Below are 21,839 nucleotides of genomic sequence, written 5' to 3' on the forward strand. Positions count from 1 at the left end.
TGAAAGACCGTCGCCCCCATGGCAACGCCTACTCACCGGACGGCTTGTCGTCCGGCACCGGGCCGATGTCAGGCAGTGCATCGTCGGATGCCGCTGCAGGCATCACCGCCATCGGCGCAATCGCCGGAGCGCCGGGGGTTCCACCAAACGTCGCGGCCTGAATGGAGTCGACGGATGGCGCTGCGAGAACAGACGAGCAGGCGTTCGGAAGATCGGAGACCATGACTTCGCGCGGCTTGACGGGCTTCGTGCCGGGCTTTGGCGGCTTCGGCGCCGCCCATGGTTCCTTCGTGAACCACCATGCGAGCGGCTTGCCGCATCCATCATCGGCGGGCACCGGCGCTTGCGGCTTGCAAGAGGTTGTGCCCGGCGGGCACTTGATGCGGATGTGGAAGTGTGAATCGTGACCGTAGATCGGCCGCAGCTTGCCGAGATTGGTGCGGTCGCCCGTCCAGGTGTCGCACATCTTCTTCTTGATGGCCGGATTGACGAAGATCCGCTCGACCTGCGGATAGCTCGCCGCACGCATCAACAGGCGGGCGCGCGATTCGGTCCAGACATTGGGATTTATCGTCAGAAACGCATTCTTCTGCAACATCGTCGTGAAAGGCAGCGTTTCACGTTCCTCGATGCTCAGGGGATGAGCGGGCATTGGCGTCAGCCAGACATCTGCATCAAGTCCGATCTGGTGCGAAGCATGGCCGTTGAACATCGGCCCGCCGCGCGGCTGCGAGATGTCGCCGACGAGCAGGCCCGGCCATCCATCATACTGTGCCGCATCACGAGACAGCCGCTCCAGGAGCGAGATCATCGCCGGATTGCCCCAGCGGCGATTGCGCGAAAGCCGCATGGTCTGCCAGGTCGGCCCATCGACCGGCAGCGCGACAGCGCCGGACATGCAGCCTTTCGCATAGAAGCCGAAAGGCTGCGCCGCACCCTGGTTCGGCAGGGAGACGGAACCGAAAATCGCCTTGGCGCTCCCGGGACTCGGTTGCTTCTGTTCGGCGCCGGCTTCGCCGGCAACAAGGCTTGCGCCGAGCACGCCGGCGAATGCCAATTTCAAAAAAGTCTGGAAAGTGCTGGTGGTATGGAGAGCCATGCCATGTCCTGAGCGTCTGCGGGCCGCGGCCGAGTGATTTGCGATCGAATCTACCGTGAAAAGCAATTTTGGTGAATCGATGTTTTCGCCCATGCCCAGTCAGGCAGCATTGTGAGGCTCAGGCGTTAGCAAGAATGTCGGCGGTTTTGCGCACCCGGGCAAGGCGCGGGAAGATGCGCTCGCAGGCAAAGGCATGCATCTCGGCCGAGAACGTCGTCATCGCATCCTCGACGGCGATGACCGCATAATTGTGCGCGAAGGCATCGCGAATGGTGGCTTCGACACCGAAATTGGTGGCGATGCCGGTGAGAATCACGGTCTTGATGCCGCGGCGGCGCAGTTGCAGGTCGATTTCAGTCCCGTAGTAGGCGCTCCATTGATGCTTGGTGATGCGCACATCGGGCGTGAGCGCCGCGATCTCAGGCGGCTCGCGCAGGGCTTCGGCCGGCAGTCCACCCTGTGGGAAGACAATCGGCTCGTCAGTCGGCTGGTTGACAGCATCGGCATAGTCTGCGGAAAATCCGACGGTCACGAATATCGTAGTGCCGCCGGCGGATTTCAGCGACTTGGCGATTGCGGCGGTATTTTCGATTACCTGCTGGGCGGAATGGGGCGCGACAGGCCTGGAAATGATGAAGCCCTGCAGATCGATGGAGATCAGGGCCGTGGTCTTGGGATCGTAGAGGGACATGGAAGGCTCCAAAATAGATATGAGGATATCCTCACAATTGAAAGTATGAGGATGCCCTCACAAAAATCAAGCCTGGACCCGACGAAACGTTCGCCGAAGCAGAAGCGCGGGCGGGAGCGCGTTGCCGTTCTGACCGAGGCGGCAGCCAGGGTGTTTCTCGACAAAGGCTACGAAGCCGCGACGATGACCGAGATCGCTGCCGAGGCGAAGTCCTCGATCGGCTCGCTCTACCAGTTCTTCCCGACCAAGGTGCTTCTGGCGGAAGCGCTCCATCTCGAACGGCTGCGGCAGCTCAACGCGGCGCTGGTGGATCTGCAGGCGACCGTGGACGGCAAGCGTGCGGCGGAAATCGGCGACGCGATATTTGCCCGACTTGGCGCCTTTCTCGAGGAGCATCGCGAGTTCCCTGTGCTGGCGGCGCGCCGGGACATTCCCAAGGAACGCAAGGTGCAATCGCGGGCAGAACTGCGCGGCAATATCACCGCGCTGCTGCGCAAGGCCGCGCCGTCGATTGGCGACGACGTGGAGTTGCTTGCGGCACTGGTGCTTGAACTCCTTCGGATCATCGTGACCGCAGCGCACGATCCGGATCTCGGAGGCGACCCACGCATGACGGCGGAACTGCGTGGAATGCTGCGGAAACGACTGGAGGAAGCAACGAGCTGACGGGCCGCAGCCTTGGTCACGATCCCGCGAGCCGGACAAAAACTGTTCGCTCACCTGTTTTTCGCCTGTTTTTCGCCTATTGTCGGCGAAAGCAGAAAAACAATCGGGGTTGGCGAATGGCGCTTACGTGGTCGAAATTTGGTTTGGTGTTTTCTCTTCTCGGCGCAATGGCGCTGCCCTTGCAGGCCGTTGCCCAGGAGCCAAATTTCCAGATCGGCAGTTCCGTCATCAGCGCGCTGAAATACAAGCCGGGATTCAAGCATTTTGACTACGTCAATCCGGATGCGCCGAAGGGCGGTAACTTGCGACTTTCCGCCTCCGGCACGTACGACACCTTCAATCCGCTGCTTTCGAAGGGCGAAACGGCAGTCGGTCTGACGCTGCCTTTCGAAACGCTGATGAAATCGGCCGACGACGAGCTGCTCGCCTCCTACGGCCTGCTGGCGGAAGGGCTTTCCTTTCCCGACGACGTGTCGAGCGCGACATTCCGGCTGCGCACGGAAGCCAAGTGGGCCGACGGAAAGCCGGTGACGCCTGATGACGTCGTCTTCAGTTTCGACAAATCGAAGGAGCTCAATCCGCTCCTGTCCAACTACTACAAGCATGTCGTAAAGGCCGAGAAGACGGGCGAACGCGACGTGACCTTCACCTTCGACGAGAAGAACAACAAGGAGCTTCCCAATATCCTGGGACAGCTGACCGTGGTGCCGAAGCACTGGTGGGAGGGCGCGGGACCGGACGGCAAGCCGCGCGACATTTCCAGGACGACGCTCGAGCCGGTGATGGGATCCGGCCCCTACAAGATCGCTGCCTTCGCGCCGGGCGCGACGATCCGCTACGAGTTGCGCGACGACTACTGGGGCAAGGACCTCAATGTGAATGTTGGCCAGAACAATTTCGGCTCTATCACCTACACCTATTTCGGCGATCGGGACGTGGAGTTCGAGGCCTTCCGGGCCGGCAACAGTGACTATTGGCAGGAGACGCAGGCGGCACGCTGGGCAACCGGCTATGATTTCCCCGCCGTCAAGGACGGGCGCGTGAAGAAGGAGGACGTCCCCAACGCACTGCGCGCCACTGGCATCATGCAGGCTCTGGTGCCGAACACCCGTCGCGATATCTTCAAGGACGAAAAGGTTCGCGAGGCGCTGAATTACGGCTTCGACTTCGAGGAGCTGAACCGCACCGTCGCCTTCAACACCTACAAGCGCATCGACAGCTATTTCTGGAACACCGAGCTTGCCTCCTCGGGTCTGCCTGAGGGCCGCGAGTTGGAGATCCTTGGTGGCCTCAAGGACAAGCTGTCGCCCGCGGTCTTCACTACGCCCTATACCAATCCGGTCGGCGGCGATCCGCAGAAGAGCCGCGACAACCTGCGCAAGGCGATCGGGCTGTTCAAGGAAGCGGGCTGGGAGATCAAGGGCAACCGCATGGTCAATACCAAGACCGGCAAGCCGATGAGCTTCGAGATCCTGCTGTCGAGCCCGATGCTGGAACGCTGGGCGGTGCCTTATACCAACAATCTGAAGAAGATCGGCATCGATGCGCGCGTCCGGACCGTGGATGCCTCGCAATACACCAACCGGGTGCGCAGCTTCGACTACGACATGATCTGGAATGTGTGGGCGCAGACGATGAACCCCGGCAACGAGCAGGCCGACTATTGGGGCTCGGGATCGGCCAACCAGCAGGGCTCCCGCAACTATGCGGGCATTGCCGATCCGGCGATCGACGCACTGATCCGCATGGTGATCTTCGCCCCCAACCGCGACGAGCAGGTTGCGGCGATCAAGGCGCTCGACCGCGTGCTCCTAGCGGGGCACTATGTCGTGCCGCTGTTTTATCGCGGCACGCAATCGATCGCCTATTGGAACACCGTCACGCGGCCGGCCGAATATCCGACCTATGCGACCGGCTTCCCCGATGTTTGGTGGTCATCCGCCGCGGCAAAATGAGCAGGCTTGCATTGGCCTGACGGCTGGGCTCCAAATGAACCATGCGAATCAGGACAAGGCGTAACGTGCCTGCCCACACCACGAGGAGACCGCACGGATTGAACGGCGATAGACTGGACAGCGCTCGACGCAAGCTTTCCCGGAAGGGTCCTTACTAATGGGCGCCTATATCTTTCGCCGCCTGCTTTTGATGATCCCGACGATCATCGGCATCATGGCCATCTCCTTTACTGTCATCCAGTTCGCACCCGGCGGTCCGGTCGAGCAGGTGATTGCGCAACTGACCGGCGATGCGCAGGGCGCGGACTCGCGGCTTTCCGGAGGCGGCGGCGACCTTCTCGGCGGCGGCGGTCTTGACGAAGGCGGCTCGAAATACCGCGGCGCCCAGGGGCTCGATCCGGAGCTCATCGCCAAGCTCGAAAAGCAGTTCGGCTTCGACAAGCCGCCGCTGACGCGCTTCGGCGAGATGATGTGGAACTACATCCGCTTCGACTTTGGCGAAAGCTTCTTCCGCAACACCTCCGTGCTGAACCTGATCAAGGAGAAGCTGCCGGTCTCGGCTTCGCTCGGCGTCTGGATCATGATCTTTTCCTACGGCATCTCGATCCCGCTCGGCATCCGCAAGGCGGTCAAGGACGGCTCGACCTTCGACGTCTGGACCTCTGGCGTCATCATCATCGGCTATGCGGTTCCGAGCTTCCTGTTCGGTATCCTGCTGATCGTGCTCTTTGCCGGCGGATCCTTCTATGACTGGTTCCCGCTGCGAGGCCTCGTCTCCGACAGTTTCGACCAGCTCGCCTGGTGGCAGAAACCACTCGACTATTTCTGGCACCTGACGCTGCCGCTGATTTCGCTTTCGCTGGCAGCCTTCGCGACAACGACGCTGCTCACCAAGAACTCCTTCATCGAGGAGATCAAGAAGCAGTATGTGGTGACCGCCCGGGCGAAGGGGCTGAACGAACGGCAGGTGCTCTACGGCCACGTTTTCCGCAACGCCATGCTGATCATCATCGCCGGCTTCCCCGGCGCCTTCATCTCCGCCTTCTTCACCGGCTCGCTGCTGATCGAGAACATCTTCTCGCTCGATGGCCTAGGGCGGCTCGGCTATCTCTCGGTCGTCAACCGCGACTATCCGATCGTGTTTGCGACGCTCTACATCTTCTCGCTGCTCGGCCTGTTCGTCAGCCTGATTTCCGACCTGATCTACACATGGATCGATCCGCGCATCGACTTCGAGCGGAGGGAGGTCTGATGGACACCGCCGCCAATCCGACGACCGCAACGCCGGTCAAGCCGCCGCGCAAGGGCCTGCTGTCGCCGACCAACATCCGCCGCTGGAAGAATTTCAAGGCCAACCGGCGCGGTTACTGGTCCTTGTGGCTGTTCCTTGTGCTGTTCGTGCTCAGCCTGTTTGCCGAGTTCATCGCCAACGACCGGCCGATCGTCGCCAGCTACAAGGGCGAGATCCTCTTCCCCGTCCTGGTCAACTATCCCGAAGAGAGGTTCGGCGGGTTCCTCGCCGAAACGGACTATCGCTCCGACGTCATCGCGGACGAAATCAATGCCAATGGCTGGATGATCTGGCCGCCGATCCGCTACTCCTATCGTTCGGTCAATTCGAACATCCCGCATTCTGCGCCGACTCCGCCCTTCTGGCTGATGAGCAAGGAAGAGCGCTGCTCCGGATATCCGCAGGGAGCGGCCGATCCCGGCTGCAATTTCGGCAATCTCAATTGGCTCGGCACGGACGATCAGGCACGAGACGTGCTTGCCCGCGTCATCTACGGCTTCCGCATCTCCGTGCTGTTCGGTCTGGTGCTGACCATCTGCTCGGCCGTCATCGGCGTCACCGCCGGCGCCATCCAGGGCTATTTCGGCGGCTGGACGGATCTGCTGCTGCAACGCTTCATCGAGATCTGGTCGTCGATGCCGGTGCTCTACATTCTCCTGATCATCGCGGCGATCCTGCCTCCCGGCTTCTTCGTGCTGCTCGGGATCATGCTGCTCTTCTCCTGGGTTGGCTTCGTCGGCGTCGTGCGCGCCGAGTTCCTGCGGGCTCGCAATTTCGAGTATGTCAGGGCGGCGCGAGCGCTGGGCGTCGGCAACCGGACGATCATGTGGCGCCACCTGCTGCCGAACGCGATGGTCGCGACGCTGACCTTCCTGCCGTTCATCCTGTCGGGCTCGATCACGACGCTGACCTCGCTCGACTTCCTCGGCTTCGGCATGCCGCCGGGCTCGCCGTCGCTCGGCGAGATGATCGCACAGGGCAAGGCCAACCTGCAGGCGCCGTGGCTCGGGCTGACCGCGTTCTTCACCATGTCGATCATGCTGTCGCTGTTGATCTTCATCGGCGAGGCGGTTCGCGATGCATTCGATCCCAGGAAGACGTTTCAATGAGTGACGCTGCCGAAACATTGCTGTCCGTTCGCGATCTCTCGGTGGCATTCCACCAGGGCGGCGACACGTCGCTGGCTGTCGATCACGTCTCCTTCGAGATCCGCAAGGGCGAGGTCCTGGCGTTGGTCGGCGAGTCCGGCTCGGGCAAATCCGTCTCCGCCAATTCGATCCTGCGGTTGCTCCCCTACCCCGCGGCCAGCCATCCCTCCGGCGAAATCCTGTTCAAGGGCAAGGACCTCCTGAAGGCATCCGACAAGGCGTTGCGCGAGGTGCGTGGCAACGACATCACGATGATCTTCCAGGAGCCGATGACCTCGCTCAACCCGCTGCACACGATCGAGAAGCAGATCGCCGAGATTCTCGAGTTGCATCAGGGTGTGAAGGGACAGGCCGCGCGCAAGCGGATTCTCGAACTCCTCAACCAGGTCGGCATTCGCGAACCGGAAAAACGGCTGAAGGCTTACCCACACGAACTTTCCGGCGGCCAGCGGCAACGCGTGATGATCGCCATGGCGCTCGCCAACCGGCCGGAGCTTTTGATCGCGGACGAGCCGACGACCGCGCTCGACGTCACCGTGCAGGCGCAGATCCTTGAACTGCTGCGGCAATTGAAGGGCCAGCATGGCATGTCCATGCTCTTCATCACCCACGACCTCGGCATCGTGCGCAAGTTCGCCGACCGGGTCTGCGTGATGACCAAGGGCAAGATCGTCGAGACCGGCACGGTGGAAGAGGTCTTCCGCAACCCGAAGCACGACTATACCCGGCATCTCCTGGCGTCCGAGCCGCGTGGCGAGCCACCGCGTACAGACTCCTCGAAGCCCATCGTGATGCAGGGATCGGATATCCGCGTCTGGTTCCCGATCAAGGCCGGGCTCATGCGCAAGGTCGTCGATCATGTGAAGGCCGTCGACGGCATCGATCTGCAGCTGCGCGCGGGCCAAACGCTCGGCGTCGTCGGCGAATCCGGTTCCGGCAAGACGACGCTCGGTCTCGCGCTGACGCGGCTGATCTCGTCGCGGGGCCGGATCAGCTTCGTCGGAAAGGATATAGCCAGCTATTCATTTACGGAAATGCGGCCGCTGCGCAACCAGTTGCAGGTCGTGTTCCAGGATCCCTACGGCTCGCTCAGCCCGCGCATGTCCGTCGGCGACATCATCGCCGAGGGGCTCAAGGTGCATGAACGGTCGCTCTCCTACGAAGAGCGCGACCAGCGTGTCTGCTGGGCGCTGGAGGAAGTGGGACTCGATCCACTCACTCGCTGGCGATATCCGCACGAATTCTCCGGCGGACAGCGTCAGCGCATCGCCATTGCCCGCGCCATGGTGCTGAAACCCCGCTTCGTGATGCTGGACGAGCCGACATCGGCGCTCGACATGAGCGTCCAGGCGCAGGTCGTCGACCTCCTGCGCGATCTGCAGAAGAAGCACGATCTCGCCTACCTCTTTATCAGCCACGACCTGAAGGTGGTGAAAGCGCTGGCGAACGACGTCATCGTCATGCGTTTCGGCAAGGTCGTCGAACAAGGATCGTCCGCCGACATCTTCGGTGCGCCGAAGGACGACTATACCAAGGCCCTGATGGCTGCCGCCTTCAACATCGAGGCGGTCCCGACGCCCGCCGTCCAACAGTGAAGATTATCATGCCCGCAAAGCCGCCCATTCTCGTCGATCTGAAGTTCGATCCAGACACCGTTGCCCGCATCCTAAAAACCGCCTTTGCAGATCGCGGCAGCATCAATCTCGCCGATCCCGCCAACAAGGATCGCGATCTGACCGGCATCGACTATGCGCTTCTCTGGAAGCCGGACCCGGATCTTTTCAACCGCGCCCCCAATCTCAAGGTCATCTTCTCGGGTGGCGCCGGCGTCGACAGCTTCATGAACCTGCCGGGCCTGCCCGATGTGCCGATCGTTCGCTTCTCCGACCGCAGCCTGACGACTCGCATGAGCGAATGGGTGGTGATGCAGTGCCTCATGCATCTCCGGCAGCAGCAGCAGCACGACAAGGATCAGCGGGCGCGCATCTGGGGCAGGCTGGTACCGCCGGAGGCGGCCGAAATCACCGTCGGCATCATGGGCCTTGGCGTGCTCGGCCAGGACGCGGCCTACAAGCTGAAAGTCATGGGCTTCAACGTCATCGGCTGGTCGCGCAGCCGCAAGGAGATCGAAGGCGTCGAGACGTTCAGCGCCGATCAGCTCGATGAGTTCCTGTCCAAGACGGACTTTCTCGTCGGGCTACTGCCGCTAACGCCCGAGACGACCGGCTTTTACAATGCAGCGTTGTTTTCAAAGCTGCGGCAGGGCGGCGCGCTCGGCAAGCCAGTGTTCATCAATGCCGGGCGCGGAAGGAGCCAGGTGCAGGCCGATATCGTCGCCGCGGTCGAAGGCGGCGTGCTCGGCGGCGCCTCGATCGACGTCTTCACCGTCGAGCCCCTGCCCTCCGATGATCCGCTGTGGGGGCTGGAGAACGTGTTCATCACACCGCACGACGCGGCCGTATCCGACGAAACCGCCCTCTTCCGGCATGTCGAGCGCCAGATCGCCCGCTACGAGGGCGGCGAGCCGTTGCAATTCGTCGTCGACAGGCAGAGCGGTTACTGACGGCAGGAACCATGCCGCTTTCCATTCGTTTTTCTCCGAGATGAGGTGCCAGGCCGATGACGGCTCGCGCGACATCGGAAGGAGACAAGCATGGCTCAGCAGACGGAAACGCGCTGGGAAGAAGCGGATGGCAAGGTTCATACCGAGGAAACGATTTCGCCGGTCAAGGCGAAGCAAGGCCGCATGGGCACCCGTGTCCTGATGGTGTTGCTCGTCGCGCTGGTGTTCGCCTTCATCGTGTGGATCCCGGTCGAAATCTGGGGCAAGAAGGAAGCCGTGGAGGTTGCTCCGCAGCAGCCAGGACAGCAGATTCAGTCGCAGCAGCCAACACCGGCACCGTCTCAGCCGCCGGCATCGAACTCGGCACCGGCTACGCCGAATGCCCCCGCGCAATAGAAACGGGGCTGGTCAGGCGGTCACTACGAAGCATCCTGTCGGACGGGGCCGGCAGGTTGCGTTTGTTTGCGCTGGACTTTACCGGCTGATTTTTCGATAAGAAACGCACGAGCCGGTCTTCGTGCGTCGGCTTATGACGCGACGTGTCCGGTTTGGGAATGGGCGGAGTTCATGGCCAAGACCGATATCGCAAGGCGCGTTTACAATCACACCTGGAAGCTCGATCCGATTGTTCGCAGCCTGATCGACACAGACTTCTACAAGCTGCTCATGCTGCAGATGATCTGGAAGCTCTATCCAGACGTCGACGCGACGTTCACGGTGATCAACCGCACCAAACGCGTGCTGCTGGCCGAAGAGATCGACGAGGGCGAACTGCGGGAGCAACTCGACCATGCGCGTTCGCTCCGCCTCTCCAAGAAGGAGATGATCTGGCTCGCTGGTAACAGTTTCTATGGGCGCGCGCAGATCTTCGAGCCTGAATTCCTGGCCTGGCTCTCTCATTTCCAGCTTCCCGAATACGAGCTGTCGAAACGCGATGGTCAATATGTGCTCGACTTCCACGGATCGTGGAAGGACACGACCATGTGGGAAATTCCGGCACTTGCCATCATCAACGAGCTGCGCTCGCGCTCCGCGATGAAGGCGCTCGGACCGTTCACGCTCGATGTGCTCTACGCCCGCGCCAAGGCACGGATGTGGGAGAAGGTGGAGCGGCTGCGCGAATTGCCGGGGCTGCGGATCTCGGATTTCGGCACACGCCGCCGCCACAGCTTCCTGTGGCAGCGTTGGTGCGTCGAGGCTCTGAAGGAAGGCATTGGTCCTGCGTTCACCGGCACCAGCAACGTCCTGCTCGCCATGGACTCCGACCTCGAAGCCGTCGGGACGAACGCCCACGAGCTGCCGATGGTGGCGGCCGCATTGGCCAAGAACGATGCGGAGCTGCGCAACGCCCCCTACAAGGTTCTGCGCGACTGGAACAAGCTTTATGGCGGCAACCTGCTGATCGTGCTGCCGGATGCGTTCGGCACGGCCGCCTTCCTGCGCGACGCGCCCGAATGGGTCGCCGATTGGACGGGCTTCCGGCCGGATAGCGCCCCACCGATCGAGGGCGGCGAGAAGATCATCGACTGGTGGAAGAAGATGGGCCGCGATCCGCGCCAGAAGCTGCTGATCTTCTCGGACGGGCTCGATGTCGACGCGATTATCGACACCTACAAGCATTTCGAAGGCAAGGTGCGCATGAGCTTCGGCTGGGGCACCAACCTGACGAACGACTTCGCGGGCTGCGCGCCGACGGAGATCTCGGGGCTCAACCCGATCTCCATCGTCTGCAAGGTCAGCGACGCCAACGGCCGGCCGGCCGTAAAACTGTCGGACAATCCGCAGAAAGCGACCGGCGACCCTGCAGAGGTCCAGCGTTACCTGAAGTTCTTCGGAACCGAGGACCGCGTCGACCAGGCGGTGCTCGTCTAGCGCTGCCGCCTGGCTCTCTCCAAACACATTCCCTTGCGCTCCGGCCACATTGTCGCCCAACCGTGACTGATGCTCGGCGGGATGATTCCCGCTTATGGAGAAAGACTTTGAAGAAAGCCTCAGTTGCCGCAATCAGTATTGCCGCGGTGGCACTCGCGACACCGACCCTCGCTGCCGAGAAAGCCGCCACGTCTTCGCTGATTGGCACGCCGTGGATCGAGACCAAAGCCCAGTCCGACCTGCCAGGCCCGATGATGATCTTCCTGCCGAAAGGCAAATTGCTGATCGACTCCTGCTGGGAAACCTATGCTCTCAGGACTTGGAAACAGGCGTCTTCCAAGGAGATTTCATGGGATGAGGACGGCGCCATCATACACGCCAGGATCAAGGCCGTGTCAGCCGATGGCCTCACCCTTCAAATCACTGCCGGCAAGGATATCGTCGAGCGGACCTATGCTGCTGCAAAGGCTCCATATGTCTGTCCGGATATGAAGCGGTAGTTTTGAACCGCCAATCCTGAAACGGCGGCGGCGATACGCAGTCTGGCAAAATGCCACGCCAGTCCCCATTTAATGTCGCAAGAAATGGGTGCCGATGTTTACCGCCCATTGTTTGACTGGAAAGGACGTTTCCAATGACCGTAGAGCGTGCAGTACTGGCGGGCGGCTGCTTTTGGGGCATGCAGGACCTCATCAGGCGGTTCCCCGGCGTCGTATCCACTCGCGTGGGCTACACCGGTGGCGAGGTCGCCAATGCGACCTATCGCAATCACGGCAATCATGCCGAGGCGATCGAGATCCTGTTCGATCCCGCCAAGACCAGCTACCGCGACATCCTCGAGTTCTACTTCCAGATCCATGACCCGACAACGGTGAATCGGCAGGGCAATGATCTCGGCGCCAGCTACCGGTCGGCGATCTTCTACGCCAACGACGAACAGCGTGCGACCGCCGAGGACACGATCGCCGACGTAGACGCCTCGGGTCTATGGCCCGGAAAGGTCGTTACCGAGGTTGTTCCGGTCAGCGATTTCTGGGAAGCGGAACCCGAGCACCAGGACTATCTGGAACGCATCCCGAATGGCTATACCTGCCACTTTGTACGGCCAGGCTGGAAATTGCCGAAACGCGAGCAAAGGGCCGCGGCTGGCCAATGAGGCATTCCTCGATCCGCAGTGGGGATCGTATGCTCTAGACAAAATGAGGCCTTGCCGTCACGGCAGGGCCTTTTTTGTATGGACGTCGGTGAACAGCGGACAGCGACAGCACGCATTGAACCCGCGGCCGCAGGGTGCCACTTGACCACCGAACTGCAGCTTCGCATCGAGAATGAATCGGGTGGATCACTGTCGACAATCTGACGACATGATCGTATAGGCGGCTCACCATCCGGCTCCGCGAACAAGGAAACTCCGATATGTCCTGGTCCCATCCCGTTGCGAAGATCACCGATGACGAACGGCGCCAGCGCCTCGCGCGCCTGCAGGCCGCACTCGAAGATAAAGCTCTTGACGGCTGCCTGCTCGGCTCGACGGAGAGCCTCCGCTATTTCACGGGCCTCGACTGGCACCCAAGCGAACGATTGCTTGGCGCATTGGTGACGCCAAAGGGTGTACGCTACATCGCGCCGGGCTTCGAAAAGAGCAGGGTCGAGAGCCTGCCGCGTCTGCCGGGTGAAATTGTCATTTGGCAGGAAGATGAAGCGACCGCGGCGCTGATCGCCTCGCTGCTGCCGGCAAATGCCAGACTGGCGCTCGACGATGCCCTGCCGCTGTTCATCTACCACCAGCTTGCCGGCGCCTTCGGCGCCGACCGGCTCGTCGACGGCGGACGACTGATCCGCGACCTGCGGCTCAGGAAGTCCCAGACCGAAATCGCTCTTATCCAGTATGCCATGGGCCTGACGCTGGAGGTGCATCGCCGCGCGCATTCCTTCATCAAGCCGGGCGTCAGGTCTTCGGAAGTCGTGCGTCATATCGACGAACAGCACCGCGCACTGGGCGCCGAGGGCGGATCAAGCTTCTGCATCGTTTCCTTCGGACTAGCGACGTCGCTTCCTCATGGCGCCGATGGTGACCAGATCTATGCACCGGGCGACGTTGTTCTCGTCGATACGGGTTGCCGGCTCGACGGCTATCATTCGGATCTCACCCGAACCTACGTGCTGGAGGAGCCAACGACGGAATTCGCTGCCGCCTGGGCAATCGAGCGCGAGGCCCAGCAGGCGGTGTTCGAGGCCGCCCGGCTTGGCGCTTCTTGCGGCAGTCTCGACGATGCCGCCCGCCGTGTACTGGCCGAACATGGCCTCGGTCCGGATTACGCCCTACCCGGCCTGCCGCACCGCGCCGGACATGGTCTCGGGATGGAAATCCACGAAGAGCCCTATATCGTTCGCGGCAACGCCACCAGGCTGGAATCCGGCATGTGCTTCTCCAACGAACCGATGATCGTCTTCCCCGGTCGCTTCGGCATCCGGCTCGAAGACCACATCCACATGACCGAGACCGGAGCTGAGTGGTTCACGAAGCCGGCGAAGGGCCCGACCGAACCCTTTGCGTGATCTCTTGGTGCAGAGTTCGCAAGACTTGCACCTCGATAATTGCCTTTCTGTCGTCGGCACCTGGGATGCCTGGCGCGATCCGCGCTACCGGAATCGAGATTCAAAAACGCAATATGACGAAGCCACGTCGAGCGTCCGTCGAAAGGGTGACTGGCATGGCACGCCCTGATACGACTTGATAGAAATCCCGCGCGATTCCCGGATGGATCAAGGTAGCAACCCAATGAAGCGCAGACCCACGATCGCCGTCATCATGGACGAAAACACCAGTGCTGGTGGTGACCGGTATGATATTTCGAAACGCTACTTTGCAGCCATTGATCGTGCAGGGGGGTTTCCATACGGCATTCCCTACGTGCCAGACCTCGTAGACCAAGTGGTTGATGAATTCGATGGGTTTTTAAGTGTCGGAGGGCGCATCAACTTTCCGAAACAGTGGTACGTCGACGGCGATCAGTCTCGCTACCCGATCTCTGATCGTCTCGCAGTCGAGATAGCGCTGATGAAGGGGTTCCTTGCCCGCGATAAACCAGTGCTCGGCGTTTGCAACGGGATGCAGATGCTCGGGTGCCTACATGGTTGTCGCATGGTTTCGGATGTGCACTCCTCCTGGTCGGGTGCGATCAATCATGACCGCGGCAATCCGCTCCATGAGGTAACCATCCAAGCCGGCACAAGAATGGCTGATATCTTTGCTGCCGAGACATTCAGCGTAAACACCTTCCACAGGGAAGCAATCGTAGAGCTGTCCGACAGTGTCGTTGCTACTGCCCGTGGCTTGGACGGCGTTGTCGAAGCGATTGAGGTACCCTCGCTATCTTTCGCGATGGGGGTACAGTGGCATCCGGAATTGTTTGATCCCGCAGACCACCCTGGCTCTCGAATATTTGACGCGTTCGTCAAAGCGGCGAACCAGCGCTTGTAACGCTCCAGCAGAACAGCTCTTCTTCTGCGTACATCCATTTCAGCAACCGGCCTAACGCCATCGTCGCAGCTCTATACCGGTGATCTGCCACGGAGTTCCATGGATCAGCTTCCGGTTAGTCGAATGAAGAAGGCGAGGCTGGCGACGGCGGCCCGGTTATTTGACTGTTGTGCCGTGAGGTCGCGGACAACCGCGAAAATCAATTAGGGAAGCTCCACGAAGGAGCGAATTGTACTTCGGCTTGCATGGAATTGGAGAGCATACCCGAGCCGGCGCTCAGATGTTTTCAGGATAATACTCACCACGCGATTTCACGCAGTTTCACGTATCTGAGCGGTCACACACGCGTGAATTGACGGATGTCAAGCGCGACATATATCCCCTGAAAGATACAATATCATGAATGTTTTCATCATCTTATCCTGAAGATGGGCTTTTTCCTGTGGCTGCGCTTTCTGCCATCAGGGGAGCCGAGGAGCATTAAGTGAGATTGAAACATTTCCTATTCGGCCTGCTGGGTGTTGTGATCGTTGCCTGTGCCGGTTTCTTTGCAATTGCCTGGAAATCCGCGATAGCGCCGATCAGGCCGCCGGATCGCACATCCTTCGATCAGGCGCTAATCCACAAGGGCGCGATGCTGGCCGCGGTCGGCAACTGTACAGCCTGTCATACGCAACCGAGCGGCCGTTCCTTCGCTGGCAGTTTCGCCCTGCCGACCCCATTCGGCACCATCTATTCCAGCAATATTACGCCCGATCCGGAAACCGGCATTGGCACCTGGTCGGAGGCGGCCGCCGTGACGCTGATCGTGACGGGCTTCCAGGTCTCGCGACTGCTGCACCGACAAGAGGATGCTTCAACGATGGACGCGAACGATCGCATATCGAACAGCTTCAAGACGATAGCGACCTGGCTAGAGCGCATCCTGGCGCTGGTGATCCTTGGCGGGGTCGCCGTTTTTGGCCTGAGCAGCGCGCAGACTCTTTTAGCGATGAGTTGGGGGCAGACGGACACATTCTATGAGTTGATCTATCGGGTGTTGTTGCTGGTGATCGCCATAGAACTCGTCCGCACGCTCGTCACTCACGACCTCAGGGCGATACTGGAGCTGCTCGCGTTTGTCGTGGCCCGCAAAATGCTCAAGCCTGACTTGAACGTCATCGACATTGTCTTAAGCGTTCTGGCATTTGTAGCCCTGTTGGCAGCCAATTATTGGTGGCTCTCCCCTTCCTCGCCTCAAGGGAGCGACGGGTCCGATGTTGCGCCGTGAACTCAGAGCACTGCTTGAGGTCGAAGGGGCTTATTCTGGTGACCCAGAACGGGGACGAGCAAATGGAAGATTGGCGTGTACGCTTGCCCCGCCGTGTCCGTGCCCAGGTTCCCTCAAGACGTCATGATCGATAGGAATTCAGGATGACGGTTGTGTGTTTTCTCACGACCGATTTCAGGGCCTCGATCCTCTCGGGTGTGATCTCCTGCCAGCCCATCATGTCTTCCACATGCTCCCGAGCAAGATGGACGATAATCAGCTGCCCGTTGATCGTGGTACACACCATGCCGATCTCCTCGTCGGTTAGACGATTTCTGGAGACGCGAGCGACGATGGCAGCGCAACACTCCTGAATTCGCCTGCCCGTGGCACTTTTGCCGCTCGATTTACTGGTCGGCGAATTTGACGGCGAACGATGCTGGGCCACGAACAACGCGCGGCTGGCCGCATCCGGCATCGCGAACAGAAAATCCGCGAGAGCCTCCAGAATTCTGCAATAACCGTCGATGACCTTGTCCGCGTCCGCTTTGGCCGTGAGGAGTTCCTCGACCTCACACGTGACAGGTCCGATAGCTTCCCAAGCGGAGGCATGAATGTCCGCGATGCAGGCCTCGTAAAGACCTTCCTTGTTCTCAAAATAATACTGCAAGGACGGTGCCGGCACGCCTGCCGCGCTGGCGATCTCCCGGGCGGAAACGCCAGCAAATCCGTTCTCACCGAACAACGAGATTGCCGTCTTGATGATCCTCGCCTTGGTTTCGTCACCCCTTGGGTAGCCGCTCTCGGCATTGCGTCGTCTCAAACTCGTCATCAATCACTCCTTGTCCAGCGGACAATACCATGACGATAAAATTTATTCCATCTGTAAAAATTCTTCCAGTTGACAGAATTATTACGCGTGTAATAATTCACGCAATTCAACGAACACCAAGCGACTTGACCATGGACGCTATTGTCTCCCCAAAAACCGCTTCCTTGCCGGAAGCAAAAATACAAACGAAGCGCAGCCGCGCGCGATATGCGCTGGCCACCATTGGAGCCATTGTCGCCATCGGCGGCGGTTATTATGGCTACGACTGGCATAAGAACGGACGCTTTATCGAGAGCACCGACAATGCTTATCTTCGCGCCGATCAGGTCTCGATGGCCCCCGTGCTTTCCGGGCAGATCGCGGAGGTATATGTCTCCGATAACCAGACGGTCACGGCGGGCCAGCCGCTCGTCAAGATCGATCCCCGCCGCTACGAAATGGCGGTCCGCGAGGCCAAGGCCACCGTCAACGCCCGCCAGGCGGACGTCGCCAAGAGCGAGGCCGACATCAAGCAGCAGGACTCTGTGATTGCACAGGCTGCGGCCGACCTCGAAAACGCGACCGAGAATGCCGAACTCGCCCAGAAGGACTTCGACCGGACGTCGCCCCTCGCCGCCCGCGGCATCGAGAGCCAGCACAAGGGCGAGCAGGCGAGGAGCGCGCTCGAACAGGCGAAATCCGTTGTTCGTCTGAAGCAGGCTGTCCTTGCTGCGGCCCGGCAGCAGACGACCGCCCTGAAGGCGCAGGTCGAACAGGCCCATGCGCAACTGGTTGCCGCCCAAGAGAGCCTCGGCAAGGCAGAAATTGATCTCGACGACACGGTGCTTCGTAGTGCGATCTCCGGCAGGATCGGCGATCGCACGGTCCAGGTCGGACAGTTCGTCCAGCCGGGCACGCAGCTGATGACGGTCGTTCCAACCGACGACATCTACCTTGTGGCCAACTTCAAAGAAACGCAGATCGGGGACATGCGAGCAGGGCAACCCGCCACGATCACGATCGACGCCTATCCCAATTTCAAGGTCACAGGTGTCGTCGACAGCTTCGCGCCGGGAACAGGCGCGCAATTCGCCCTGCTGCCTCCGGAGAACGCGACGGGCAACTTCACAAAGATCGTCCAGCGTGTTCCGGTCCGCATCAAGCTGGAGACGGGACAGAAGATGCCGCCGCTGCTGCCCGGCCTCTCCATTGAAGTCTCGGTCAACACCAAGGTTTCGACCTTCGACAAGGTGGCGTCGGTGCAATGAGCGCGCAATCGATATCGGTCCAGGCGGCTGCGCCTCAGCCGGATGCCGCGAGCCTCACCGACTGGGTCGCCGTCGTCGCCGGCGCGATCGGCGCGCTGATGGCCACGCTCGACATCTCGATCACCAACACCGCGCTGCCGCAAATCCAGGGAGCCATCGGAGCCAGCGGCACAGAGGGGACCTGGATAGGCACGGGATACCTCGTTGCCGAGGTCATCATGATCCCCCTGACCGCATGGTTCACGCGTCTGTTGGGGCTGCGAACATTGCTTCTGGTGACGACCACGGCATTCGTTCTATTCTCCATGTTCTGCGGCCTGTCCGACAGCCTGCTCGCGATGATCATCGGGCGCGTCGGGCAAGGATTTTTCGGCGGCGCCTTGATACCGACCGCGCAGGTCATCGTCAGAACCCGGCTGCCGCCCCACCAGATGCCTGTCGGAATGAGCATCTTCGGCGTCATCGTGCTCATCGGGCCGATCCTCGGACCGGTGCTCGGAGGATATCTCGCCGAAGAGATCACCTGGAGATGGTGCTTCTTCCTCAATTTGCCTGTCGGCATCGCGCTCGCTGTTCTGCTGCTTGTCGGCCTGCCGCGCCAAAGTCCAAACCTTGGGCTGTTGGCCAAGGCGGATTGGTGGGGAATCGCGGGCATGACGTTGGCGTTCAGCTGCCTGACGGTCGTGTTCGAAGAGGGGCAACGCGAGGCCTGGTTCGAGTCTCCGATGATCGTGCAGCTGAGCCTCGCCTCGCTCCTCGGGTTCGTCGTGCTGTTCGTGACCCAGAAGACCAGTGTCGACCCGGTCATCAAGCTCTCGCTGCTCCGGAACGGTGCCTTCGCCAGCGCTACGCTGATCGCCCTCGCCGTGGGGGCAGCCACCTACGGCGCGACCTTCATCCTTCCGCAGTTCCTGAGCACGATCGCAGGATACAATCCAAGACAGGCGGGCGGCATCATGGCTTTGTCCGCAGTTCCAGTGCTGTTGCTCGTTCCGATCCTTCCCCGTGTCGTCGGCCGTTTCGACGCGCGGATCATGGTCGCGCTCGGCCTGGTCTTCTTCGCGGCAAGCTGCTTCGTCGACATCGGGCTTAGTCCGGATAGCGCCGGAGGTGATTTCACCATCTCGCAATTGCTGCGGGGCGTGGGACAGATCCTGGCTGCGATGCCGCTCAACCAGGTCTCCATGGCCGCTATCGGACGCGAAAATGCGGCCGACGGCGCGGGTATCTACAGCATGGCCCGCAATCTCGGGGGCTCGATGGGTCTTGCCTTGAGCGGCGTCGTCATCGACCAGCGCAGCGCTGCCCATTCGGACACCATACGCGAGGCGCTCACGGCAAATTCGATCGCCGGCCAAGCGCGCCTTGCAGTGAGCGGGGTCAGCCAAGGCATCGATGCGGCCACGGCGAAGCTTCGCGCAATATCGCAGCTGTCGAGCCTCATCGAACGCAACGCGCTCGTTATGACCTATAGCGATTGCTTCTGGCTGATGGGCGTTATGATCATCGCGATGACGCCTGTCGTCTTGCTGCTGCGGCAACCCAAGAAGACCGCTGCGGCGGGGCTCGTCGCTGGACACTGAATATGTCATGCGCGCGACATCGCAGTGTCGCGCCGATTGGCAAGCTCAAGACTGCGGTTCGATCCATCACAAGGATCGTACTCGGTGAATGGGCAAGGCAGAGGAAAAGGGGCGCCCAGTGGGCGCCCCTTCGTCATCGTATGTTCGCTTACTGTTGGGCGTTCTGGATCGCAGGCGGAACGTCGCGGATCGTCAGCGCCGGGTTGTGGGCGAAGAAGTTGTGCGGCTCGATGTGGATGGTCTTCCACTCGGTTGACATGACCGGCCAGTCTTCCATGCGCGGGATGTGGTGGAAGCCTGCAGTGAACCAGGTCACGACATCCTTGCCCATCAGAGGCTTATTCGCCTTCACCCATTCCGGCAGTGTGTCGGAGCCGTCGCTCTGCATGGCAAACTTGCCGCCTGCATACTGCTGGTCCGCATTGTAGACCGTATTCCAAACCGAGTACTCGATGTAGGCATTGCGCTTCATCGGCGGGTCCTTGGCGAAATCGAAGGGACCGTAGGCCACGTCGCCGTGATGGACCATCCAGCCCGGTTCCTGGCCGAGATAGCCTTCGCGGGACGGATCGGAGATCATGAAATAGCGCGGCTTCATCGCCGAGAGCTGATAGCGAGCTTCCATCTCCGTCTTCGGCATGGTGTGTTGCACTTCCCACATCGACCGGCGCGGGTTCTTCGGGTCGACCTTGGAGGGAACGATGTCCATGGTGCCGAAGTGGTTGGCCGGCTGGTCGACGTCGAAGTCGATGCGGAAGTTGAAGTAGTGGTCGTGGTTGGCGGCCACAAGGTTGGGCGCGATCAGCGTGCCGTGGGCGGTGTCCGCAGCGGCGGTCGGATCGTTCATCGAGGTCGATGCGACACCCTTCACCGCATCAAGGCCGGTTGCGCCGATCATGATGCGGATCTGGCCGTCCTGCTGCAGGCGATAGTCCATCAGGTAGTCGTAGTTGCCCACTTCAGAAGCCGTACGCACGACCAGCTCGGTGGCCGGGCGGCCTTCAGCCGGAAGCGGCTTTTCGGGCGTCTGGGCGAAGACCTCGAAGTGACGCCAGGCCGGATCACCGATCGAGCGCTCGAAGACGCAGATCGCATCCGGGATCGTCAGTGGATTGCCCTTGTCGTCGGCAATCGTCGCCGGCAGGAAGGTAGCGTAGCTCGGGCAGTCGACGCCGGCGCGCAGCGGGCTCAGGAACAGGCCGAAACCGTATTCTCCGCTATCCATGTAGGTGCGCCAGTACCAGCCTTCGGTCGGGTCCATGTAGGGCACGAAGACTTCCGACAGGTGCGACTGGTAGATGACCGAACGCCACTTGTCGCCGTCCTTGACGTCGAGGTTGGAAAGCACCAGGCCCGGACGCTTGTCGACGCGGAAGTTGAAGCGCCACAGGTCCCATTCGAGATGACTGCCTGTGATCTTGTAGTTCGGGCCGCCTTCCTGGGAAAGCGTGGCCATGTTCATCTTCGGGCGCAGCGGCTCGCGAGCCTCCACTTCCTTCTCGGTATAGCCCCAATTGTCCTTCGGGCCTTCGATGGCACCGTTGTCTATGACCTTCAGCACTTTCTTCTTGCCGATGTCGTAGACGGCGAAGAGACCTTCAATCGGCTTTGCGTAGTAGTTGGAGCCATCCGGCACACGATAGCAGGGCACCTTCATCAGGCGGGAATTCTTGTATTCCTCGGTGAAGAAGTTGCCGGCCGTCAGGGGCAGGCAGAAGGCCTGCTCCGGCGTCAGGCCGCGCTTCTTCAGGCCCGCCACCATGTCCGGATTCTGCAGCGCGCCGGCCAGCGCGTCCATGAATTCGGTGAAGAGGACCATCGGCTGGCCCTTGATCGGCGTCGTGCTTTCGACCTTGCCGGTGGTGATGTTGACGACGGCTTCCTTGAAGCCCTGCGGGCTCGTCAGCTGTACCTTCGCCTCGCGGTCGAGCGGCTTGTCGCCGTCCTTCCAGGAAAGCACGTCGGCCTTGGCCGGCTCCTTAAGCTCGATCAGCGGGTAGAGCGTATTGTCGTCCACCACCTTCTCGTCGCGCAGGATCTTGTTGATCTTCTGGTATTCCTCCGCCGTCAGGCCATCCAGCGGATGGGCGAAGGCAGCGGGTGCGCCAAGCGCCAGCACGAGGCTGGCCGAAGCCAGATATCGCTTCATTGTCATAATC

At 60.8% G+C, this 21,839-nt stretch carries 19 protein-coding genes; 15 read left to right on the forward strand and 4 right to left on the reverse strand.

The genetic code is table 11. The features are described from left to right. Window positions 1-28 precede the first annotated feature (28 nt). Together mepA and IB244_RS09235 are read right to left on the reverse strand one after the other, a co-directional pair. A complete protein-coding gene (gene mepA / locus IB244_RS09230) occupies window positions 29-1,099 on the reverse strand; it encodes a penicillin-insensitive murein endopeptidase (RefSeq protein WP_192304003.1) in 1,071 nt (356 codons plus the stop codon). A 118-nt stretch (window positions 1,100-1,217) separates the two neighbouring features. Then, on the reverse strand, window positions 1,218-1,790 hold the full coding sequence (locus tag IB244_RS09235; protein ID WP_169679423.1) for a hydrolase: 573 nt from the start codon (window positions 1,788-1,790) through the stop codon (window positions 1,218-1,220). A 51-nt stretch (window positions 1,791-1,841) separates the two neighbouring features. On the opposite strand from IB244_RS09235, the gene IB244_RS09240 reads away from it, so the two are divergent. The 13 genes from IB244_RS09240 (at window position 1,842) to IB244_RS32095 (ending at window position 16,039) form a co-directional block, all read left to right on the forward strand. Next, on the forward strand, window positions 1,842-2,456 hold the full coding sequence (locus tag IB244_RS09240; RefSeq protein ID WP_113160417.1) for a TetR/AcrR family transcriptional regulator: 615 nt from the start codon (window positions 1,842-1,844) through the stop codon (window positions 2,454-2,456). Between the two features lie 116 nt (window positions 2,457-2,572). Then, complete coding sequence (locus IB244_RS09245) at window positions 2,573-4,411, forward strand: extracellular solute-binding protein (protein ID WP_192304005.1); 1,839 nt, start codon at window positions 2,573-2,575, stop codon at window positions 4,409-4,411. A 157-nt stretch (window positions 4,412-4,568) separates the two neighbouring features. Continuing rightward, window positions 4,569-5,663 carry a microcin C ABC transporter permease YejB gene (locus IB244_RS09250; protein ID WP_169679429.1) on the forward strand — a complete coding sequence of 365 codons (1,095 nt, stop codon included), beginning with the start codon at window positions 4,569-4,571 and terminating at the stop codon, window positions 5,661-5,663. Then, window positions 5,663-6,811: an ABC transporter permease gene (locus IB244_RS09255; protein WP_018116710.1), complete on the forward strand. Its 1,149-nt coding sequence runs from the start codon at window positions 5,663-5,665 to the stop codon at window positions 6,809-6,811. Before IB244_RS09250 ends, IB244_RS09255 begins: the two co-directional genes overlap by 1 nt. After that, the gene (locus tag IB244_RS09260; protein WP_192304007.1) at window positions 6,808-8,445 is read left to right on the forward strand and encodes an ABC transporter ATP-binding protein; all 1,638 of its coding nucleotides are present in this window, start codon (window positions 6,808-6,810) and stop codon (window positions 8,443-8,445) included. Before IB244_RS09255 ends, IB244_RS09260 begins: the two co-directional genes overlap by 4 nt. 8 nt (window positions 8,446-8,453) lie before the next feature. Further along, a complete protein-coding gene (locus IB244_RS09265) occupies window positions 8,454-9,413 on the forward strand; it encodes a 2-hydroxyacid dehydrogenase (protein ID WP_192304009.1) in 960 nt (319 codons plus the stop codon). A 90-nt stretch (window positions 9,414-9,503) separates the two neighbouring features. Next, complete coding sequence (locus IB244_RS09270; RefSeq protein ID WP_192304011.1) at window positions 9,504-9,809, forward strand: hypothetical protein; 306 nt, start codon at window positions 9,504-9,506, stop codon at window positions 9,807-9,809. A 171-nt stretch (window positions 9,810-9,980) separates the two neighbouring features. Continuing rightward, window positions 9,981-11,285 (forward strand): nicotinate phosphoribosyltransferase, encoded by a 1,305-nt coding sequence (gene pncB, locus IB244_RS09275; protein WP_062375730.1) that lies wholly within the window; start codon window positions 9,981-9,983, stop codon window positions 11,283-11,285. A 107-nt stretch (window positions 11,286-11,392) separates the two neighbouring features. Continuing rightward, a complete protein-coding gene (locus tag IB244_RS09280; RefSeq protein WP_018116705.1) occupies window positions 11,393-11,785 on the forward strand; it encodes a hypothetical protein in 393 nt (130 codons plus the stop codon). Between the two features lie 134 nt (window positions 11,786-11,919). Next, on the forward strand, window positions 11,920-12,441 hold the full coding sequence (gene msrA / locus IB244_RS09285; RefSeq protein WP_169679443.1) for a peptide-methionine (S)-S-oxide reductase MsrA: 522 nt from the start codon (window positions 11,920-11,922) through the stop codon (window positions 12,439-12,441). A 260-nt stretch (window positions 12,442-12,701) separates the two neighbouring features. After that, window positions 12,702-13,844 carry a M24 family metallopeptidase gene (locus IB244_RS09290; RefSeq protein WP_169679446.1) on the forward strand — a complete coding sequence of 381 codons (1,143 nt, stop codon included), beginning with the start codon at window positions 12,702-12,704 and terminating at the stop codon, window positions 13,842-13,844. 223 nt (window positions 13,845-14,067) lie between these two features. Further along, entirely contained in the window at window positions 14,068-14,769 is a 702-nt protein-coding gene (locus IB244_RS09295) for a gamma-glutamyl-gamma-aminobutyrate hydrolase family protein (RefSeq protein WP_246733555.1), read from the forward strand. Between the two features lie 484 nt (window positions 14,770-15,253). Continuing rightward, window positions 15,254-16,039, forward strand: a complete 786-nt coding sequence (locus IB244_RS32095; RefSeq protein ID WP_246733556.1) for a hypothetical protein — start codon at window positions 15,254-15,256, stop codon at window positions 16,037-16,039. Between the two features lie 121 nt (window positions 16,040-16,160). Here the strand turns inward: IB244_RS32095 and IB244_RS09310 are convergent, their stop codons facing one another. Next, window positions 16,161-16,850: a CerR family C-terminal domain-containing protein gene (locus IB244_RS09310; RefSeq protein ID WP_113470499.1), complete on the reverse strand. Its 690-nt coding sequence runs from the start codon at window positions 16,848-16,850 to the stop codon at window positions 16,161-16,163. Window positions 16,851-16,981: 131 nt separating this feature from the next. Here IB244_RS09310 and IB244_RS09315 point away from each other — a divergent pair, with 131 nt between their 5' ends. Further along, window positions 16,982-18,097, forward strand: a complete 1,116-nt coding sequence (locus IB244_RS09315; RefSeq protein WP_169679452.1) for an HlyD family secretion protein — start codon at window positions 16,982-16,984, stop codon at window positions 18,095-18,097. After that, the gene (locus IB244_RS09320) at window positions 18,094-19,680 is read left to right on the forward strand and encodes a DHA2 family efflux MFS transporter permease subunit (protein WP_169679454.1); all 1,587 of its coding nucleotides are present in this window, start codon (window positions 18,094-18,096) and stop codon (window positions 19,678-19,680) included. Before IB244_RS09315 ends, IB244_RS09320 begins: the two co-directional genes overlap by 4 nt. 148 nt (window positions 19,681-19,828) lie before the next feature. Here IB244_RS09320 and IB244_RS09325 read toward each other — a convergent pair whose 3' ends face one another. Continuing rightward, window positions 19,829-21,829: a tyramine oxidase gene (locus IB244_RS09325; protein ID WP_192304013.1), complete on the reverse strand. Its 2,001-nt coding sequence runs from the start codon at window positions 21,827-21,829 to the stop codon at window positions 19,829-19,831. Window positions 21,830-21,839: the final 10 nt, after the last annotated feature.

Source organism: Rhizobium sp. RHZ02 (genome assembly GCF_014851575.1).
In the GTDB taxonomy this organism is placed as follows: Bacteria; Pseudomonadota; Alphaproteobacteria; order Rhizobiales; family Rhizobiaceae; genus Rhizobium; species Rhizobium altiplani.

Excerpts from the sequence above, each read along its gene's own strand:
- mepA (WP_192304003.1), bottom strand. The coding sequence starts at position 1,099 with ATGGCTCTCCATACCACCAGCACTTTCCAGACTTTTTTGAAATTGGCA.
- IB244_RS09235 (WP_169679423.1), bottom strand. The coding sequence starts at position 1,790 with ATGTCCCTCTACGATCCCAAGACCACGGCCCTGATCTCCATCGATCTG.
- IB244_RS09240 (WP_113160417.1), top strand. The coding sequence starts at position 1,842 with ATGCCCTCACAAAAATCAAGCCTGGACCCGACGAAACGTTCGCCGAAG.
- IB244_RS09245 (WP_192304005.1), top strand. The coding sequence starts at position 2,573 with ATGGCGCTTACGTGGTCGAAATTTGGTTTGGTGTTTTCTCTTCTCGGC.
- IB244_RS09250 (WP_169679429.1), top strand. The coding sequence starts at position 4,569 with ATGGGCGCCTATATCTTTCGCCGCCTGCTTTTGATGATCCCGACGATC.
- IB244_RS09255 (WP_018116710.1), top strand. The coding sequence starts at position 5,663 with ATGGACACCGCCGCCAATCCGACGACCGCAACGCCGGTCAAGCCGCCG.
- IB244_RS09260 (WP_192304007.1), top strand. The coding sequence starts at position 6,808 with ATGAGTGACGCTGCCGAAACATTGCTGTCCGTTCGCGATCTCTCGGTG.
- IB244_RS09265 (WP_192304009.1), top strand. The coding sequence starts at position 8,454 with ATGCCCGCAAAGCCGCCCATTCTCGTCGATCTGAAGTTCGATCCAGAC.
- IB244_RS09270 (WP_192304011.1), top strand. The coding sequence starts at position 9,504 with ATGGCTCAGCAGACGGAAACGCGCTGGGAAGAAGCGGATGGCAAGGTT.
- pncB (WP_062375730.1), top strand. The coding sequence starts at position 9,981 with ATGGCCAAGACCGATATCGCAAGGCGCGTTTACAATCACACCTGGAAG.
- msrA (WP_169679443.1), top strand. The coding sequence starts at position 11,920 with ATGACCGTAGAGCGTGCAGTACTGGCGGGCGGCTGCTTTTGGGGCATG.
- IB244_RS09290 (WP_169679446.1), top strand. The coding sequence starts at position 12,702 with ATGTCCTGGTCCCATCCCGTTGCGAAGATCACCGATGACGAACGGCGC.
- IB244_RS09295 (WP_246733555.1), top strand. The coding sequence starts at position 14,068 with ATGAAGCGCAGACCCACGATCGCCGTCATCATGGACGAAAACACCAGT.
- IB244_RS09310 (WP_113470499.1), bottom strand. The coding sequence starts at position 16,850 with ATGACGAGTTTGAGACGACGCAATGCCGAGAGCGGCTACCCAAGGGGT.
- IB244_RS09315 (WP_169679452.1), top strand. The coding sequence starts at position 16,982 with ATGGACGCTATTGTCTCCCCAAAAACCGCTTCCTTGCCGGAAGCAAAA.
- IB244_RS09320 (WP_169679454.1), top strand. The coding sequence starts at position 18,094 with ATGAGCGCGCAATCGATATCGGTCCAGGCGGCTGCGCCTCAGCCGGAT.
- IB244_RS09325 (WP_192304013.1), bottom strand. The coding sequence starts at position 21,829 with ATGAAGCGATATCTGGCTTCGGCCAGCCTCGTGCTGGCGCTTGGCGCA.